Here is an 18,280-nt window from a genome sequence, read left to right on the forward strand (position 1 = left end):
CGCCTGACTTTTACGGCGAAACGCTGTCGATGGCGTCAAACAGAAATGCCGCACCTTTCGGCGCGGCATGAAATGTCTAGCGTCTCTGCCGGCTCTTATTGCGGCAGGATGTCGTCTTCGACGGAGCCGGCGACCTGCTCCTGACCGATATTGGTCTGCAGCGCCAGCTGCGCATCGCCGTCCTTCTCGTAGATATCGTCGCGGAACTGCACGACACCGTTCTTGGAAGACCAGGCAGTGAGATAGACCCAGTGCACGCCGATATCGTCCGACACCTTGATCGGCGTATTGACGCGACTGGCAATGACGCGTTCGATTTCCTGGCGGCTCCAGCCCGGCGTGTTCTTGAGCGCCCAGACGACAACGTCGCGGACGTTCTGGATACGCACACAGCCCGAGGATTCGAAGCGCATCAGCTTGTTGAACAGGCCCTGCGTCGGCGTGTCATGCATGTAGACGGCATCAGGGCTCGGGAAGTTGATCTTCGTTGAGGACATGGCGTTGATCTTGCCTGGGTCCTGGCGGAACATCAGGTTCGGCGCCTTGGGCGCGAACCAGTCGATGCTCTCCGGCGACACTTCATTGCCCTGGCCGTCGATCAGACGAATGGCGTTCCGCGTCAGATAGGTCGGATCCTTCTGCATCAACGGGACGATGTCCTTTTCGACGATCGAGCGGGGAGCAGTCCAGTAAGGATTGAGAATGATGTCGGAAACCTTGGAGCTGACCAGCGGCGACGGGCGGCTGATGCGGCCGACGATCGCGGTGTTGCGCAGGGCAACCTGGTCGTTCTCGACGGCTTCGACATAAGCGGCCGGAATGTTGACGACGATGTAACGCTGCTCGAGCGGCTTGGACAGGACATCCTGGAGACGCTGCAGGTTCACGTTCAGCTGGTTCAGGCGCATGTCGGCGGAAATGTTCAGTGCCTTCAGCGAGAATTCGCCGAGCACACCATCTTCCGGCAGGCCGTGGCGCGCCTGGAAGCGTTTGACCGCACCATCGACATACGAGTCAAAGGAGTTGGACATGCCGGCTTCCTGCGGCAGGTCGCCCGAAATCATCAGGCGCTGGCGGAGCGCCTGCACGGCCGGATCGGTGACGCCAAGCTGGAGCTTGGCACCCGTATTGACCTGTGGCCAGCCGCCATTCGAGACGATGACCTGATACTGGGCGATTGCCTGCTGGATGTTGCCGAGATTGGTCGGGCTCAGCATGGCCGTGTTCGACACAATCGCCGTCCCCGTGCGGGACGCCTTGGCATCGAACTGGTCGTCCCAGTTGCCGCGGCGCGGCGCATTGATCAGTTCGTCGACGGGCGTCTGAGCCGCGGCCTGGCCTGCAATCGCCGCGACACCGGCTGCAGCGGCACCGCGCAGAAGCGACCGACGCGAAAGATCAACAATTCCAGATTTCTTGGACATATTACCTACCGTTTCATCCTGAACCAGAACCGAACGCATAGCGCGCCATGGTTAACAAAGCGCCGCCAGAGAGGGCGAAAGACGCGTCACGGGATCGATCAGAGGCTGTCGAAACACCCGTTTTACTCGTTCCGGCGGTCCCATATCAATATGGCCAATTCGTGTCAGGGGTCTGCCAGTCACAAGACCGTGTGGTCCACAACATCATCATGTGATCAACGCATGACAAAACCGGAGGCTTCTATCGAAGCTTCCGGTTTGCGCGGTGGATCGCTGTCTGGAGGTCTGCGAGCGAAAGGCTCAGAGACGATAGAGGATCTGGTCGTTCCAGAAACGATCAAGACGCTGCAGCAGCTTGTTCATCTGGGTGAAGTCGTCTGCGCCGATGCCGCCGACCTTCTGGATCGAACCGATATGACGCTCATAGAGCTTGGCGACGATTTCGGCGATCTCCTGCCCCTGATCGGTCAGGCTGATACGAACCGAACGGCGATCGACACGCGAGCGCTGGTGGTTGATAAAGCCGAGGTCGACCAACTTCTTGACGTTGTAGGAGACGTTGGAGCCGAGATAGTAGCCACGCGAACGAAGCTCGCCGGCGGTCAGTTCCGAATTGCCGATGTTGAACAGGAGGAGAGCCTGGACAGCATTGATATCGGAGCGCCCCTTGCGGTCAAACTCGTCCTTGACGACGTCGAGGAGGCGGCGGTGAAGACGCTCCACGAGGTGCAGGGACTCGAGGTAGAGCGAGCGGATGGTTTCTTCTTGCGGGTCGAGCGAAGCCGCCTGGGGCTTGAGCTTGGTGTTCATGTTGTCTGCCTCACTGTTTTGTTTGGCGGTGTTGGTTTTTTCTCCCGCCTTGATGAGGACAGTATCCAATGCACATAAAATTCTATTTAAAACGCAGGCTTAACAGAGGCTTACCGAGCTCTGTCTAGAGATCAGGGTAAATCAACCGTTATAGCTTCCTGCTTGTGTCTGTTCTCGAGCCACAACGCCAGGCGGAAGGCGAGATAGACGACGGCCACCGTACCATGCATGACGACCGCAAGCGGATTATGACCGAAGATATGTGGCCATACGGCAAACATCAGGATCTGGCCGCCTGCAGCCAGGATCCACATGACCGGACCCCAGGAGCCCGCGAGCCACAGACCAAGGGCTGCAACCGGGAACATGACAGCGAGGCTTGCACCGGCGACACGCCAGGGAAGATTGAGAAGATCGAAGCGGCCGAGACCGTTATGGCTGTAGCCGACAAGCATGGCCCAATACTGCAGCCCGAACCAAAGGCAGGACACGGCGACAATGCGCTGAAAGATCACGAAGCCAAGTTCGGTCAGACTGCGGCGGGGCGAGGAAGACGAATCGTGAGCCATGCGCCAAGAATAGGGTGCCGGAGGGGTTACCGCCAGCGCCAGACCGCACAGACCACAAAGACCCTTGGTCGCAGCCCAATGGTTTTGCATGCCGGCTGCCACATGGTATCAGCACGATCGACACAACGGAGAAGGTTCGATCATGGACAAGACACATCTCGTCGACGAGGTCACGGGTCATCGCCGCATGCGGCGGCTGCGCAAGGCCGACTGGCAGCGCCGCATGGTGGTGGAAAACCGGCTGACGGTGGATGATCTGATCTGGCCGATCTTCGTCGTTCCCGGCACAGGGATCGAAGAGCCGATCGCGGCGATGCCCGGCGTCAACAGGCTGAGTGTCGACAAGGCGGTCGAAGCGGCAAAGCGTGCGGCCGATCTCGGCATCCCGGCGCTGGCCACCTTCCCCAATGTCGAAATGGAACTGCGCGACGAGACCGGATCCGAAGTCCTGAAGACGAACAATCTTCTCAATCAGGTGACTGCCGCCATCAAGAAGGCCGTGCCCAATATTGGCGTCATCACGGATGTGGCGCTCGACCCGTTCACCAGTCATGGCCACGACGGGATCTTACGCGATGGCGAGATCGTCAATGATGAAACCGTCGACCAGCTGGTCAGGGCGGCCATCGCCCAGGCCGATTCCGGCTCTGACATCATCGCCCCCTCGGACATGATGGACGGCCGCATCGGCGCGATCCGCCGGGGCCTGGATGCCGCCGGCCACCAGGATGTCGGCATCATGTCCTATGCGACGAAGTTTGCGTCCTGTTATTACGGCCCCTACCGCGAAGCGATCTCGACGAGTGGACTTTTGAAGGGTGACAAGAAGACCTACTACATCGATCCCGCCAATGGCACGGAAGCGCTGAGGGATGCCGCGCTCGACGTCGAGGAAGGCGCCGACATGCTGATGGTCAAGCCCGGCCTGCCCTATCTCGACATCTGCTGGCGCCTCAAGGACACCTTCGGGCTGCCGGTCTTCGCCTATCAGGTTTCCGGAGAGTACAGCCAGATCAAGGCGGCCGCCGCCAATGGCTGGATCGACGGGGAGCGCGCCATGCTGGAAACCTTGCTCTGCTTCAAGCGCGCCGGCTGTGACGGCATCCTCAGTTATTTTGCCATGGATGTCGCACGACTTCTGGCGAAGCAGGGGTAGCACACAAGGCGCGTTGTATTTCGGCTCTTTCCTTCCCATATCAGGCGAACCAACGAAGGAGCCAATACAGATGAGCCTCGATAGCAATTCGTCCTATGCCGCACCCGAAGACTGGCGCGCCTACAGCGGCGTGCTGTCGAGACGGGTGTTCGCCTTTCTTGTCGACTACCTATTCGTCGGGCTCCTCTGGATTCCGGCGGCCGTCGTGGTCTTCTTCCTCGGTATCCTGACGCTGGGGCTCGGGTGGTTCCTCTATCCGATCCTGTTCTTCGTCGTGGCCGGGCTCTATTTCGGCCTGTCGCTCGCCGGCGCATCGCAGGCGACACCCGGCATGCGAATGATGGGGATCGCAATGGTGCGGCTCGACGGACGGAAGATCGATTTCGTCACCGCAATCGCCCACCTCGCATTGTTCTGGATCCTGAATTCGGTTCTGACACCTCTCATCCTGCTTGCCGGCCTCTTCATCGAGCGCTCGCGTCTGGTCCATGACCTTTTGCTCGGCACGGCCGCAGCCCGCACCTATTGACGGGTAAAAGCGCCGGCCTCGGCCCAGTCGGCCGGGCCGGCGCTTCTTCAGGTTGACCTTTTGCGATCTTGCTCCATCCTAGTCTAATGGCAGAGCACAGGATTCTACCCAAAGGATGATGAACACCCAGACCTCCCCTTCCCCGCAATTTTATCTGACGGCGCCTGCGCCGTGCCCTTATCTCGCGGGAGAAATGGAGCGGAAGGTCTTTACCCATCTTGTCGGGCAGAGGGCGACCGAGATGAACGACCTTCTGACGCAAGGGGGATTTCGCCGTTCGCAGAACATTGCCTACAGGCCTGCCTGCGAATCCTGCCGCGCTTGCATATCGGTGCGCATCCTCGTCAATGAATTCGAGACGGGACGATCTTTCAGACGCGTTGAAAATCTCAACCGCGACGTCATCGCCACTGTCTTTCCCGCTCAGCCATCGACCGAACAATTTTCCCTGTTTCGCCGCTATCTCGACGCCCGGCACCAGATGGGCGGCATGTCGGATATGTCAGCGCTCGACTATGCGATCATGGTCGAAGACAGCCACGTTCAGACGCGTGTCGTCGAATACCGGCTGCGCAATCCCGGTGACGGCATCAGCGGCCAACCCAAGGGTGAACTGATCGCCGTTGCACTCACGGACCTGATGAGTGACGGTCTGTCGATGGTCTATTCCTTCTACAATCCAGCGATGGAAAATCGTTCGCTGGGCACAATGATCGTGCTCGACCATATCCGGCGCGCCCGCACACTCGGTCTGCCGCACGTCTATCTGGGCTATTGGGTAAAGGGCTCGCAGAAGATGGGTTACAAGACCCGCTTCCAGCCGCAGGAGCACCTGCTCAACCAAGGCTGGACGCGTTTCGAACCGGAAGCCTGACGGCAATGCATCATGAAAAAAGCGGCGAAGCCTTTCGGTTTCGCCGCTTTGTTATCTCAGGTCACAGGAAGCCTGCGCAGCTTAGGACAGCTTGCGAATGATCCCGTAAACGATATTGCGGTTTGCGCCAAAACGAATGCTGCAATCGACGTCCAGGCCTTCGGTTGTCGCACGCATGATCCGCCACATGTCCTCTTCCGAACGCAGAAGCAGCGCCCAGTTCATGAAGGTCTCCATGTAGCCGTCGTCGGCGATATCATCGGCGAAGTTGGCGAACAGGAACGTACCGTGCGGCTTCAGCATCTGCAGGCAGCGCTGCGAGAGCTTGATCGCCACTTCATCGGCCAGATAATCATACAGACCGGCGGCGTAGACGAAGTCGAACTTGCCGAGCGCCTGCGGACGCATCAAGACCGTACGGACGGAGCCGTCGACGGCTTCTACGGCCGTTCCAGCATATTCGCTGGCGACCGCACCGACGCTCAGCGGATCCTGATCCAGTGCCACCCAACGCTTGATCGTTCCGTTCTTAAGCGCCTGGGACATGGCGGCTTCGCGAAGATGACCGGCAGCGATGGTCAGGATTTCGGCTTCGCCACCACGCGAAGAGGCAACGTCGTCAACATACTGCGCCAGCAGATCACGGCGTTCGCGAACGGCCACGCAAGCCGGTGACTGGCTCGTAAACCCGTGAACTTCCTTACCCATCGGGCTTGCAGCATCCAGCGCCGGCTGGACGCTCGGGTGGCCGTAGATGAAATCGAGCAAGCCGGCATCGCCAGAATAACCGCGTGGCTTCTCAAAAGACCAGCGCGTGAAGGGATCCGCATGAAAATGGCGAGCGATATCGTGGTTCTGCGCGAGCGGGATCAGCTGTTCCCAGATCTTCGGTGCGATGCGATTGCGCAGCACGTGGAGACCACCGAGCAAACGCTGCATGATCAGGCCAACCGGCGTCTCCTGCTGGAACTGCTGTTCTGCAACCCGAAGGTGAAGAGCCATCTCGGCGCGGGCCTCTTCAAGCGCACGCTGGTCGATCGGGCTCGATGATGAGAAAACTTCGTTAGCAATGGAGTCCGGAGTGATCAGGCTTTCGCCATCAAATGCAGTATCCAAATCGCGCATTCTTGCGCTCCCCTATTAATTTCAACGGTGTTAATACTTCATAAACCATAAGGGGAATTGCTGCACCTTGCACGCCGATTTTATGTAGTCGTTAAAACATAGTTAACGGATGTTGCGCTTAAGTTGATCCGGAGCCGCGCGATGATCACGCAACAAGTGGAGCAGATAATGAACCGGGGCAGAAATGACCCAGAACGCTCTCGACCTGGTGCGCGTCAAACCGCAGAATTGAAAGCTCTGTACAAGAGCGAGCGTGGCGCCACGCAGGTCCGCGAGACCCGGCTGGGTCTCTGGCTCGCGGCTGGCGTGTATCTTTTGTTCGGCATATCTGACGCGCTGCTAATTCCCGACGTTGCTAATCAGACGGTCATGGCGCGATTCCTGGTTGCATTTTCGTCGATGGCGGTCATGGAGATTCTCGCGGCCACGCGCGTGCATCCGAAATGGTCTGACATGACGTGTGCGGCCGCCGTGGTTACCGCCTATCTCGGATGGCTGGTTGCAGCGATTGGCACACAATCGGTCGACAATTTCCGCTTTTACATGATATTTGGCACCATCTTCATGATGAGCGCCAATCTGTTCTTCAATTTATTTTTCCGCCTGTCGGTGATCACTTCAGCGATCATCCTGATGATTTTCATCGGCAGCTTGCACTTTGCGCCTATTCTTGAGCCTGATCAGCAATTCGTTCTTATCCTGTTCTACAGCTCCTGCTTTGTATTCACATCATACGTAAACTGGAAGTTGAATGAAGAGCGCTATCACGTCTTTCTGAACGCGCTTGAGGCTGCCCACCAGCACAAAGAGTCGGTGGAGCGCGGCGCAGCACTCGAGCGCCTGTCCAACACCGACTACCTCACGGGTGTGGACAATAGGCGGGCTGTCGACAAGCATCTTCGAGATCTCTGGAGTGAATGGCAGCGGGAGGGGCGCGCCTTTGCCGCGATCCTGGTAGACGTCGACTTCTTCAAAAAATACAATGACTTCTACGGCCATCAAGCCGGCGATCGATGCCTCATTCTGGTGGCTACGAGCCTGCAGGAAGCGATGAGGCCACTCAATGCGACAGTTGGTCGATTTGGCGGCGAGGAGTTCATCGTGCTGGCGCGTGTCGATAGTCGCGAGCAGGCCGCAGCCTATGCCGAGGTCATCCGCGCAACGGTCGAGAACCTGGCACTTGTCCACAGCCATCGACGCGATGGACAGGAAATAGTCACTGTCAGCGTCGGCGCCTCCCTCACCCGCCCCCAGACAGGGCCGAAACTGGAGCGGCTGATCGATGAAGCGGACCGTGCGCTTTACAATGCCAAGCTGAACGGCCGCAACTGCGTGCGTGTTTTCAATCCTACCGATCCGCAGACCAGCGACGAAAACGAGAATATCGCTGCAACCCTGAGGATTGCCATCCGCAGCGACCTCATTCACATGGTCTACCAGCCGATCTTCGACATGCGGACCAATCGCCTTGAAGGCGTCGAGTCCTTGATGCGGATGAAGATGGCGGATGGCACGCCGCTCTCCCCCAGCCAGTTCATCCCCGTGGCAGAGCGCACTGGCGCCATTGTCGAGCTTGGCCATTGGGCCATTCGGCGCGTTTGCGAAGAGGTGCTCGTACCCGGGCATGCGTCGCTGGTCAGCGTCAACGTGTCAGCGACACAGTTGATGTCGCGCGGCTTTGCCCTGTCCGTCTCCACCATCCTGGAGGAGACCGGCGTCTCGGGCACGCAGCTTGCCTTCGAAATCACGGAAGGCATCGACATGGAGGGGCAGTCGGACGTCATCCGCTGCATCACCGACCTGCAGGCGCTCGGCATCCGTATCTGGCTCGACGACTTCGGCACCGGCTTTGCCGGCCTGTCCTGGCTCCGGCTCTTTCCGTTTGATACCGTCAAGATCGACCGGTCGTTCCTGCAGGATACCCGCCGGCCAGCGGGCCGCGCCATGCTGGAAGATATTATCCGCCTCATCCGCAATCGCGGCCTGAAAATCCTGATCGAAGGTGTTGAAAGCGCCGACCATGTCGAACTGATGCGTGAACTCGGCATCGAATTCGGCCAGGGCTATTTTCTGGGACGGCCAGGAGCCGTCGCCGATATTCCATTGGTCGGCAATATCAAGAAAACAGGCACCAAGCGCTTCTGATCGCGGATCTGCTTCCAAGACCCGCTCTATCGATCAAACGACAAAGCCGGCCATGAATGGCCGGCTTTGTCGTATTCTAGCCCCTATACCAGATGGGTTTATCCAGAGAACTTGCCGCTGCGGGGGAAGCCCTTCGGCACGGTTCGTCCTGCAGTAGCCCGGTCACCCATCCATTCCAGGAGCTCATCCTTGGACTTGAGGAATGTACGCCCTGCGCTGTCCGCCCAGGTCAGACCGTCTGCGATGGCAAAGCACTTTACATCAGACACGCCACCATCCTTGTAGCGCTGCAGACGAACGCCCTTGCCGCGCGTCATTTCCGGAATCTGGACCAGCGGGAAGACAACCATCTTTCGGTTCTCGCCGACAACGGCCACATGGTCGCCGGAAACCTGGACGACGAGGCGCGTCTCGTCCGGCATGCCAACATTCATGATCTGCTTGCCCTTGCGGGTATTGGCAATGACTTCGCCTTCCGCCACCACGAAGCCGTTGCCGGCTGTCGAGACAAGGAGGAGTTTCCGGCTTGCATCATGCACGAAAGCGGTCAGCACATCCTGGTCGTTTTCCATGTCGACAATGATGCGCAGCGGCTCACCATGGCCGCGGCCGCCCGGCAACTTGTCGCCACCGAGCGTGTAGACCTTGCCACCGGTCGTAACGATCAGGATCTTGTCGGTGGTCTGGGCCGGGAACGCCACCTTCAACCCGTCGCCTTCCTTGAAGGTCAGCGACGACGTATCGGCGATATGACCCTTCAAGGCCCTGATCCAGCCCTTTTCCGAGATGACGACCGTGATCGGCTCCTTCTCGATCATGGCCTGCTGAATCGCTTCAACATCGGCATCTGGCGCGTCGGCAAACAGCGTGCGGCGGCGGCCAAGCTCCGTTGCCTTGGCGTATTTCTTCTTCACCTCGCCGATTTCCCAGGCGACCGTCTGCCACTGCTTTTCCGGTGAAGCGAGCAAGGATTCGATCTCGGCTTTCTCTGCCGAAAGTTCCTCATGCTCCTTGCGGATCTCGAATTCCTCGAGCTTGCGCAAATTGCGCAGCCGCATGTTGAGGATGGCTTCGGCCTGATTGTCCGTCAGGTCCCAGCGCGCGACCATCACCTGCTTCGGCTCGTCCTCCTCTCGGATGATCCGGATCACCTCGTCAAGGTTAAGGTAGGCGATCAGCAGGCCGCCAAGAATTTCGAGGCGACGGTCGATGGCCGCAAGGCGGAACATCGAGCGCCGCACAAGGACCTCCTTGCGATGGGCGAGCCATTCCGCAAGAACGTCACGCAGCCCCATGACCTTGGGCACCTTACCCTGGGACAGCACGTTCATATTGAGCGGAATACGGCTTTCGAGCTCGGTCAGCTTGAACAGCGATTCCATCAGCAACGTCGCGTCGACGGTCCGGCTTTTTGGCACCAGCACGACGCGCACATCCTCGGCGCTTTCGTCGCGGATGTCCTCCAGCAAAGGCAAGCGGCGCGCGATCAGCAATTCGGCGATCTTCTCGATCAGGCGCGACTTCTGCACCTGGAAGGGGATCTGTGTGACGACGATCTGATAACCGCCGCGGCCGAGATCCTCGATCTCCCACTTGGCACGAACGCGAAAACCGCCGCGACCGGTACGGTAGGTTTCGAGCATCGATGCCCGGCTTTCGACGATGATCCCACCGGTCGGAAAGTCAGGCCCCTCGATGCCGCCACGCTCGGGATGGGCCGGATCGGCAAACAGTTCCTCGACGGTCGCCTCGGGGTTCTTGATCAGGTGAAGCGCTGCGTCGCAGAGTTCGTGGGCATTGTGTGGCGGAATCGACGTCGCCATGCCGACCGCAATGCCGGAGGAACCGTTGGCAAGCAGGTTCGGAAAGGCGCCGGGCATGACGACAGGTTCGTCGTCTTCCTCGTTATAGGTCGGCCGGAAGTCGACTGCGTCCTGATCGATACCTTCGAGCAGGAGAGCCGCGACGTCGGTCATGCGGGCTTCGGTGTAACGATAGGCAGCCGCGCTGTCGCCGTCGATATTGCCAAAGTTGCCCTGGCCGTCGACGATCGGATAGCGCTGTGAAAAGTCCTGCGCGAGGCGCACCAGAGCATCGTAAACCGACTGGTCGCCATGCGGGTGGAACTTACCGATAACGTCACCGACAATACGGGCGCACTTCTTGAAGGCCGAGTTCGGCCGAATGCCCATTTCGCTCATCGCATGGATGATACGACGATGCACGGGTTTCAACCCGTCACGAACGTCCGGCAATGCGCGGTGCATGATGGTCGACAGCGCGTAGGCGAGATAACGCTCTTCGAGCGCCGCCTTCAGATCGACCGGCTGAATGTTGTCGCCACCCTCATCGGGCGGAAGCTGATTTTTCCCCATGTGACTTGCCTAGACGAGCCGCAGCCAAACAGCAAGAAATCTGCGGATTCTCCCTGTGGATTAAGGGATTGTGACGGCCATCACCGCCTTGTTAAACAATCCCCACTAAGGCGAAACCTGTGGACGTTTTTCCAATCCCTTTTATAAGAACAGATGCGCGCCCGCTCCGCTGAAAGGCCCGGGCCCAGCCATCAAAGGAAGACCAGATGACCCTTAACCGATCCATGAAATCGCTCCTCGCAGGCGCAGCCATCATCGGCTTCGCGAGCCCGGCTCTCGCCCTTGATGGCCAGGACCTGCTGGCGAAAATCAATGCGTCCTATGCCGCTGGCGGTGGCACGCTATCGGCTGAATCCATAGAAGTGGATGGCAGCGACGTCACGATGAAGAACGTCAAGTTCAGCGTCGGCGCAGCCGGCACGCCTGGCGAAACCCCGCTGACGCTGAGCGAACTCTCGCTGCAGGGCGTCAGTGAAGAGGAAGGTGGCGCCTACCTCATCGAGAAGGTCGAATTCCCGGAAGTCGACTTCAAGGAAGACAAGACCAGCATCTCCGTGACCGAGCTTTATCTGTCCGGCGTCTACATCCCTGGCGATCCGAATGCCGAAGGCCTCGATTCGATGATGTTCTATGACGAGGCCCATAGCGGCCCCATCGACATCACAATCGATGGCAAGTCGGTTTTCAGCATGACGGAAGCCGTGGCCACCATGGGTCTTTCGGAAGACGAGAGCACCATGACCTTCGAAGCCAGCGCGACCGGTCTCAAGGCTGATCTCAGCACGATCGAGGATCCGAAGGCCAAGGAAGCCGTCGAAGCTCTGCAGCTCACCACACTTGACGGTTCGCTCAACATGTCGGGCAGCTGGGAAGTCGAAAGCGGCACGATCGAAGTTGACGACTATTCGATCGACTTCTCCAATGTTGGCAAGCTCAGCCTGGCGTTCAGCATGTCCGGTTACACGCTGGATCTCGTGAAGCAGTTGCAGGAACAGGCCCGCACGATGCAGGGCCAGCCGCAGGACGAACAGGCCCAGCAGGCCGCTGGCCTCGCCATGCTCGGCCTCGTCCAGCAGATGACGCTGGTCAATGCCAAGATTCGTTTCGAAGACGCCGGCATCACCAAGCGCGGCTTCGACTATGCCGGCAAGACGCAGGGCACGGACGGCAACCAGATGGCACAGATGGTCAAGGGCATGGTTCCCCTGCTCCTCGCCCAGGCCAATCTCGGCGCGCTTCAGAACGAGATCACGGCAGCCGTCAACAGCTATGTTGACGATCCGAAGGCCCTGACGATCGTGGCCGCTCCGGCAAGCCCGGTCGCCTTCCCGATGATCATGGGTGCTGCCATGGGCGCTCCGGACTCGATCCCGACGCTGATCGGCCTCAAGGTCACCGCGAACGACTGATCCGCCATCTGCTATGTTCATGACAGAAAGGCCCGGTTGCGAAAGCAGCCGGGCCTTTTCCTTGAGCCATCGTCAAAATGAAAAGGCCGGGATGTCTCCCGGCCTCGCCATTTCAAAATTGTCGGACCCGATCAGTCCTTCTTCGGCTGCGGCACGACGCGCAGCGCGAGTTCGCGCAGCTGCGTCGGCGTTGCGGGCGACGGCGCGCCCATCAGCAGATCCTGGGCCTGCTGGTTCATCGGGAAGATCGAGATCTCACGCAGGTTCTTCGCACCGACGAGCAGCATGACCACGCGGTCGATGCCGAAGGCGCAACCGCCATGCGGAGGCGCGCCATACTGGAAGGCGCGGTAGAGGCCGCCGAAGCGCTCTTCCACGTCCTGCTGGCTCAGACCCACCTTCTCAAACGCCTTGACCATCAGTTCCGGCGACTGGTTACGGATCGAGCCCGAGGCGATTTCGAAGCCGTTGCAGACCGCGTCGTACTGATAGGCCTTGAGCGTGAGCGGATCCTGGCTGTCGAGCGCTTCCATGCCGCCCTGCGGCATCGAGAAGGGGTTGTGGGCGAAGTCGATCTTCTTTTCTTCCTCGCTCCATTCGTAGAACGGGAAGTCAACGATCCAGCACATTTCGAAACGATCGCGGTCGACGAGGTTCAGCTCCTCGCCGGCGCGGGTGCGGGCTTCGCCAGCAAACTTGTAGAACTTCGACGGCTCACCGGCGACGAAGAAGGCAGCGTCGCCCGCTTCCAAGCCGAGCTGGGTGCGGATCGCTTCCGTGCGCTCTTCGCCGATGTTCTTGGCGAGCGGGCCGGAACCGGCGATCTTGCCATCCTCTTCCTTCCAGAAGATGTAGCCGAGGCCCGGCTGGCCCTGACCTTGCGCCCAGGCATTCATGCGATCGCAGAATGCGCGCGAGCCACCGGTCTTGGCCGGGATCGCCCAGATCTCAACTTTGGGGTTCGAGGCGATCATGCCGGCGAAGACCTTGAAGCCGGAATCACGGAAGTGGTCGGTGACGCCTTCCATGACGATCGGGTTGCGCAGGTCCGGCTTGTCGGAGCCATATTTGCGGATCGCGACGTCGTAAGGGATGCGCGGCCATTCCTTGGTGACCGGCTTGCCTTCGGCGAACTGCTCGAAGACCGAGGTCATCATCGGCTCCATGGTCTGCCAGACATCTTCCTGGGTCACGAAGCTCATCTCGACGTCGAGCTGGTAGAACTCGCCCGGCAGACGGTCGGCGCGCGGGTCTTCATCACGGAAGCACGGCGCGATCTGGAAGTAGCGGTCGAAACCGGCGACCATCAACAGCTGCTTGTACTGCTGCGGCGCCTGCGGCAGCGCGAAGAACTGGCCTTCGTGGATACGCGAGGGCACGAGGAAGTCGCGCGCACCTTCCGGTGAAGACGCCGTCAGGATCGGGGTGGTGTATTCGGCAAAACCGGCAGCGGCCATGCCATTGCGCATGGCGGACACGATCTGGGTGCGCTTGACGATGTTCTTGTGCAGCGTCTCGCGGCGCAGATCGAGGAAGCGGTACTTCAGGCGCACATCTTCCGGATAATCGGGCTCACCGAAGACCGGCAGCGGCAGCTCCTTGGCCGCACCGAGGATTTCGATTTCCTGAGCGTAGAGTTCGATCTCGCCGGTTGCCATCGTCTTGTTGACGGTGTCGTCCGTGCGCGCCTTGACGAGGCCATCGATGCGGATGACCCACTCGCCACGCACGGTTTCAGCCATCTTGAAGGCCGGGCTATCCGGATCGGCAACAACCTGTGTGATGCCGTAATGATCACGCAGGTCGATGAAGAGCACGCCGCCATGGTCACGAACACGATGGACCCAGCCCGACAGGCGGACGGTCTGCCCGACATCGGACTTGCGAAGAGCGGCACAGGTGTGGCTGCGGTAACGATGCATGATCAGGTATCCCGAATGTGACGGTCGCCAAGGCGCCATCAAGACAGGCGCGCGACCGATAGAAAATCGGGCGGAAAAGCGCATGGTGAGGCTGATTTGTCAAGGCTGCGTGGTGTGGGGCGTACGTGGGTTCAATCTGTTTTAGGCAAACGGAGGGCCCAGTCTCACAAGGGGGGCTGCGTGTTTACTTAAACTCAAGCGCCGAATTCTAGAGCGGCTCGGAAATCCGGGATAACGGAGGCCGCAACGACAAGTGAGCAAGTGCCGCCCATTGGCAGCCTTTCCGCGACTTCAGTTCAGCGGTAAAAGGCGCTGTAGCTCCTAACTCTGCACGCCTTTCCTCCCTAAATTTGGCTAAGGCATAAGAGTCATAGCTTGCGAGCTACCTCCATAGGAGCGAAGTCCTCAGTCGGACCGAACTTACTAAGGTCAATTTCCATTCTATGGTGTCGGTACTTTTGAACTAGTGCAGCTATAGCTGCATCGCGACGGCTAGCGAAAACAAACTGCTCGGCGTTAGCCGCTCTCATGGAGTTGTACAATCCGGCGACGTCCTTATCCCTGCGACGCACCATTCCGCTTTCCGTGCTTTCCCATTTCATTTCAAGCATTACCGAAGGTGAGAGCGGCAGCGTGGCCACCTCAATCGGGCGGGCGATTTGTTCGCTCCTAGATGCTGTTCCGACGAAGGTTTGAACGAGCGGGTTGTCGCTGGTGATGAACCTACTGTTCTGACTCTCGTAGAGGCTCCACGACATATCAAAGAACTTGTCGGTGAGCTTGTCTGTAACCTGAAACGCCATCAGCCCTGCTCGCTGATTTATGCGCAACTTGTAGCGTCGGTTCTTCAAGAATTCAGCGATGGCGTCAACGTCGAAATTATTAGGGTCGGCACAAAACGGAGACTCCTTGAAACTCTGAATCTCTTGCCGGAAACGCTGTTCGTCAGCGAGGATTTTGTTGGTGCGGTTCTGGATGTACGCGCCGTGCAGTTCAGCAACTCGATTTAGGATCGCTGGAGTTCTCGTAGCTAAGGACGAAAGAAATACCGAATAGTCGGCTTTCTCCTGTCCATCGACCATCAATCCACTGATTAATTTGCGATGGATAGGAGCGGCCTTATTCTCTACCCCCTGCAACCATTCGTCTATCCGATCGTCGTACGTGCCATCTTCTTTTCGGACAGAATATATATTGCCCTGAAGGCCAACATTGCTCGGATCACTGAACCGGATCGACGCCTCAATGTCTTCGGCACGCTTATCGTAGATCCAGAGATGATCCCGGTCATCTAAGAAATGACGTAGATAGAAGTCAGGCACATAGTGGTGGCGTTTGGTTCGTTTCTGATTTCCCATGGCAACCCGTGCAGCGTGCAGGATCAGAGCATCCTACCCTCCATAGCCCGTGTCAACAATCGAGCCACATTATAAAGTCGGCAAAGACGAAGCGGGGCCCAATATTGCGGCCGCCCAACCCAGCGGAACTTTCGAAATGCGTTCCGCATTCAAGCGCCGGAAGAAGGCGGCGACAGGCTCGTCTAAAGTCACTGGTAGGCAGGTTTCATTAATGCTTGTCTGGAGGATGTCTGCTTTCGGCTAAAGCCCCCCCCAACCACTCGGAATGACGCACCCTCACTCTGGCAAAAGCAAGCTCGCCAGATCAAGCGGCGCCGCAAACGGTTCATGGCCCGTGCCGCCCTCCCACTTTAGCTTGCCGCCGATCATCAGATGCGCGTGGCCGTGGATCTGGGATCAGACGAGCTGTTCGACGGCGGCCCTGCCCTCCGGCGTGTCGCGCTTCAGGTGCTTCAGGCGCCTCTCGGCCCAATCCGGAGATCTATTGCCTTCCGACGTCACGCGATGGGCGCAGAGAACCGGCGCTCACCCAACTTGAACCAAGCCTTGGCAATCTTGCCATGCGCAATCTCGTAGATGCAGATGACATCAACCTCACCCTTTCCTTCCGGAAAGTTGCGGGTCACGGTTTCATGGTCGACGACGACATTGCCGACAACGATGCGTGACAGCAGTTCCCCGTGCAGATCCGGTTCCTTGAAGCGCTCGATATGCCGCGCTCGAATTTCCGCAGCACTGCCAGCCAGCAGCGTAGAGGGAAAAGCGAAATACTGACAATCGTCGGCCCACCAAGGCATAAACGCATCGATATCGCGGGCGTTGTAGGCCTCTAGCTGTTCCCGCACCGGACGTTCGACATCATCGTTCACAGGACACCTCTTCAATCCACTCCAAAAAAACCAACAGGCCTCACCCAGGCAGCAACACGCTCGCCAAATCCAACGGCGCCGCGAACGGCTCGTGACCCGTGCCGCCCTCCTGCCGCAGTTTGCCGTCGATCATCAGATGCGCGTGGCCATGGATCTGGGACCAGACCAGCTGCTCGACGGCTGCCCTGCCCTCCGGCGTATCCAGCTTCATGCGTTGTGCGATGGGAGCAGAGATCTCTTTGAGGACGGCGTGGGCGGCGTTGGCGGGCGGGCCAAGTGCCGGATCGTCCCAGTCGAGGCGGTTGGCGGTGAACATCAGACGGAAGAGATGCGGGCGGGACGTGGCGAAGGCGAGATAACCGCGAGAGGCAGCCCGCAATTGCTCTGCCGGATCATCCGGCGCTTGCGCCATGGCGCTGCGCATCGAGGCGCCAAACAGGCGGAACCCCTCTGCGGCAAAGGCTGTCATCAGGTGGCGGAGCGACGGAAAGTGATGCTCGGGGGCGGCATGGGATACGCCGACGCGGGCGGCCAGCTTGCGCAGCGTCAGGCCCTCGAGGCCGCCCTCCTCCAGCATCGCGAGCCCGGTTTCGATCAGAGCCTGGCGCAAGTCGCCATGGTGATAGGATTTCTGTTTCGCCATACCCCTGCTTAACCCCTCCCGAACCTCTCTGTCAAAGCCATCTTGACATTGCCAAGTTTTCATTCACTCTTAATCTTGTCACCGTCAGGATGAGGTTTTGATGTCCCACGATCAGGTATTCTCCCTGGCCAGCAGCACCGCCATGGTTGGCTGGCTCATGCTTGTTCTCCTGCCCCGCTGGCCGGCGCTGATCGCCTTCCTCCGCCATGGCCTGATCGGCGCGCTATCGCTCACCTATGCCGTGCTGATCTTTGTCTATTTCTTCCGCGTCGAGGGCGGTGGCTTTGGGTCGATCGCCGAGGTGCGGGCGCTCTTCATGAGCGATCCCGTTCTGGTGGCCGGCTGGGTGCATTACCTCGCCTTCGATCTCTTCATCGGCACCTGGATTGCGGCTGAGGCCGACAAGCGCGGTTACAACAGGCTGCTGCAGGTGCCGGTACTGATCGCCACCTTCATGTTCGGTCCGCTCGGCCTCCTGCTCTTTTGTCTCACCCGCGCCATAGAGGCGGCGCTGACCCTGCGAAAGGTCTGATCGATGACCATGCTCTTCAATGACAGTGTTGCGCTGTCCCCAGCGCCGGACCTAACTGCTGCCGAGCAAAGAACTCGCTGCGTGCTGGTGGTCGGGATTGGTTTGTCTGTGGCACTCGCCTTTCCCAGCCTGATCGCGCTTGGCCTCGACGACCGATTGATCAACGACATCACGGTGTGGAGCAAGCCGCTGAAGTTCCAGGCCTCGCTCGCCATCATGCTCGCAACGCTGCTTCTCCTTCTGCCGCTGATCAACGCGCGGACGCGGGCCGGATGGGGCGTCTTTCTGGCAAGCCTCGTCGCTACGATCACGGCCAATGGTGAAGTCTTCTACATCACCCTGCAGGCAGCCCGCGGGCGGGCCTCGCATTTCAATGACGCAACGCCGCTTGAGGCCACGGCCTATAGCGTGATGGGTGTGGGGGCCGCGCTGCTTGTGCTGTCGAGCCTCGTGATCGGGGTCTACATTCTGCGCCGCCCAAACTCAGATTCGCCCGCCGGCCTGCGGCTCGGCGGTGGCTGGGGCCTCGTGCTCGGCAGC

16 protein-coding genes are annotated in these 18,280 nt (G+C 59.3%); 7 read left to right on the forward strand and 9 right to left on the reverse strand.

All coding sequences use genetic code 11. From position 1 onward, the window contains the following. Nucleotides 1–95: 95 nt before the first annotated feature. The 3 genes from IP76_RS15350 to IP76_RS15360 all read right to left on the reverse strand — a co-directional run bounded on the left by IP76_RS15350 (nt 96) and on the right by IP76_RS15360 (nt 2,803). A complete protein-coding gene (locus tag IP76_RS15350) occupies nt 96–1,424 on the reverse strand; it encodes a murein L,D-transpeptidase (protein ID WP_054159091.1) in 1,329 nt (442 codons plus the stop codon). 300 nt (nt 1,425–1,724) lie between these two features. Next, entirely contained in the window at nt 1,725–2,234 is a 510-nt protein-coding gene (locus tag IP76_RS15355) for a MarR family winged helix-turn-helix transcriptional regulator (protein WP_054159092.1), read from the reverse strand. A gap of 131 nt (nt 2,235–2,365) precedes the next feature. Continuing rightward, nucleotides 2,366–2,803, reverse strand: coding sequence for a DUF6163 family protein (locus IP76_RS15360; protein ID WP_054159123.1), 438 nt, complete (start codon nt 2,801–2,803; stop codon nt 2,366–2,368). A gap of 139 nt (nt 2,804–2,942) precedes the next feature. Here IP76_RS15360 and hemB point away from each other — a divergent pair, with 139 nt between their 5' ends. From hemB to IP76_RS15375, 3 genes are all read left to right on the forward strand, one after another. Then, nucleotides 2,943–3,959: a porphobilinogen synthase gene (gene hemB / locus IP76_RS15365; protein WP_054159124.1), complete on the forward strand. Its 1,017-nt coding sequence runs from the start codon at nt 2,943–2,945 to the stop codon at nt 3,957–3,959. Between the two features lie 70 nt (nt 3,960–4,029). Beyond that, nucleotides 4,030–4,488, forward strand: a complete 459-nt coding sequence (locus IP76_RS15370; RefSeq protein WP_054159093.1) for an RDD family protein — start codon at nt 4,030–4,032, stop codon at nt 4,486–4,488. Between the two features lie 118 nt (nt 4,489–4,606). Next, on the forward strand, nt 4,607–5,362 hold the full coding sequence (locus IP76_RS15375) for an arginyltransferase (RefSeq protein ID WP_054159125.1): 756 nt from the start codon (nt 4,607–4,609) through the stop codon (nt 5,360–5,362). 81 nt (nt 5,363–5,443) lie between these two features. Here the strand turns inward: IP76_RS15375 and IP76_RS15380 are convergent, their stop codons facing one another. Continuing rightward, nucleotides 5,444–6,487, reverse strand: a complete 1,044-nt coding sequence (locus IP76_RS15380) for a class I SAM-dependent methyltransferase (protein WP_054159094.1) — start codon at nt 6,485–6,487, stop codon at nt 5,444–5,446. 168 nt (nt 6,488–6,655) lie between these two features. Between IP76_RS15380 and IP76_RS15385 the strand changes: the two genes are divergently transcribed. Continuing rightward, nucleotides 6,656–8,632, forward strand: a complete 1,977-nt coding sequence (locus IP76_RS15385) for a bifunctional diguanylate cyclase/phosphodiesterase (RefSeq protein ID WP_054159095.1) — start codon at nt 6,656–6,658, stop codon at nt 8,630–8,632. Between the two features lie 98 nt (nt 8,633–8,730). On the opposite strand, the gene parC is transcribed toward IP76_RS15385, so the two are convergent. Next, entirely contained in the window at nt 8,731–11,007 is a 2,277-nt protein-coding gene (gene parC / locus IP76_RS15390) for a DNA topoisomerase IV subunit A (RefSeq protein ID WP_054159096.1), read from the reverse strand. A gap of 206 nt (nt 11,008–11,213) precedes the next feature. Here parC and IP76_RS15395 point away from each other — a divergent pair, with 206 nt between their 5' ends. Beyond that, complete coding sequence (locus IP76_RS15395; RefSeq protein WP_054159097.1) at nt 11,214–12,416, forward strand: hypothetical protein; 1,203 nt, start codon at nt 11,214–11,216, stop codon at nt 12,414–12,416. Nucleotides 12,417–12,547: 131 nt separating this feature from the next. Here IP76_RS15395 and aspS read toward each other — a convergent pair whose 3' ends face one another. From aspS to IP76_RS15415, 4 genes are all read right to left on the reverse strand, one after another. Beyond that, entirely contained in the window at nt 12,548–14,338 is a 1,791-nt protein-coding gene (gene aspS, locus IP76_RS15400; protein WP_054159098.1) for an aspartate--tRNA ligase, read from the reverse strand. 368 nt (nt 14,339–14,706) lie between these two features. Beyond that, complete coding sequence (locus IP76_RS15405) at nt 14,707–15,696, reverse strand: DUF4238 domain-containing protein (RefSeq protein WP_082352558.1); 990 nt, start codon at nt 15,694–15,696, stop codon at nt 14,707–14,709. A 497-nt stretch (nt 15,697–16,193) separates the two neighbouring features. Beyond that, a complete protein-coding gene (locus IP76_RS15410) occupies nt 16,194–16,565 on the reverse strand; it encodes a nuclear transport factor 2 family protein (protein ID WP_054159100.1) in 372 nt (123 codons plus the stop codon). A 40-nt stretch (nt 16,566–16,605) separates the two neighbouring features. Further along, nucleotides 16,606–17,208: a TetR/AcrR family transcriptional regulator gene (locus tag IP76_RS15415; protein ID WP_054159101.1), complete on the reverse strand. Its 603-nt coding sequence runs from the start codon at nt 17,206–17,208 to the stop codon at nt 16,606–16,608. A gap of 100 nt (nt 17,209–17,308) precedes the next feature. Here IP76_RS15415 and IP76_RS15420 point away from each other — a divergent pair, with 100 nt between their 5' ends. Both IP76_RS15420 and IP76_RS15425 read left to right on the forward strand, forming a co-directional pair. After that, on the forward strand, nt 17,309–17,740 hold the full coding sequence (locus IP76_RS15420) for an ABA4-like family protein (protein ID WP_054159102.1): 432 nt from the start codon (nt 17,309–17,311) through the stop codon (nt 17,738–17,740). Nucleotides 17,741–17,743: 3 nt separating this feature from the next. Beyond that, nucleotides 17,744–18,280 (forward strand): hypothetical protein (locus IP76_RS15425; protein WP_197278356.1); only part of this gene is annotated, 537 nt, incomplete at its 3' end.

This window comes from Rhizobium sp. AAP43, assembly GCF_001296045.1.
Classification (GTDB): domain Bacteria; phylum Pseudomonadota; class Alphaproteobacteria; order Rhizobiales; family Rhizobiaceae; genus Allorhizobium.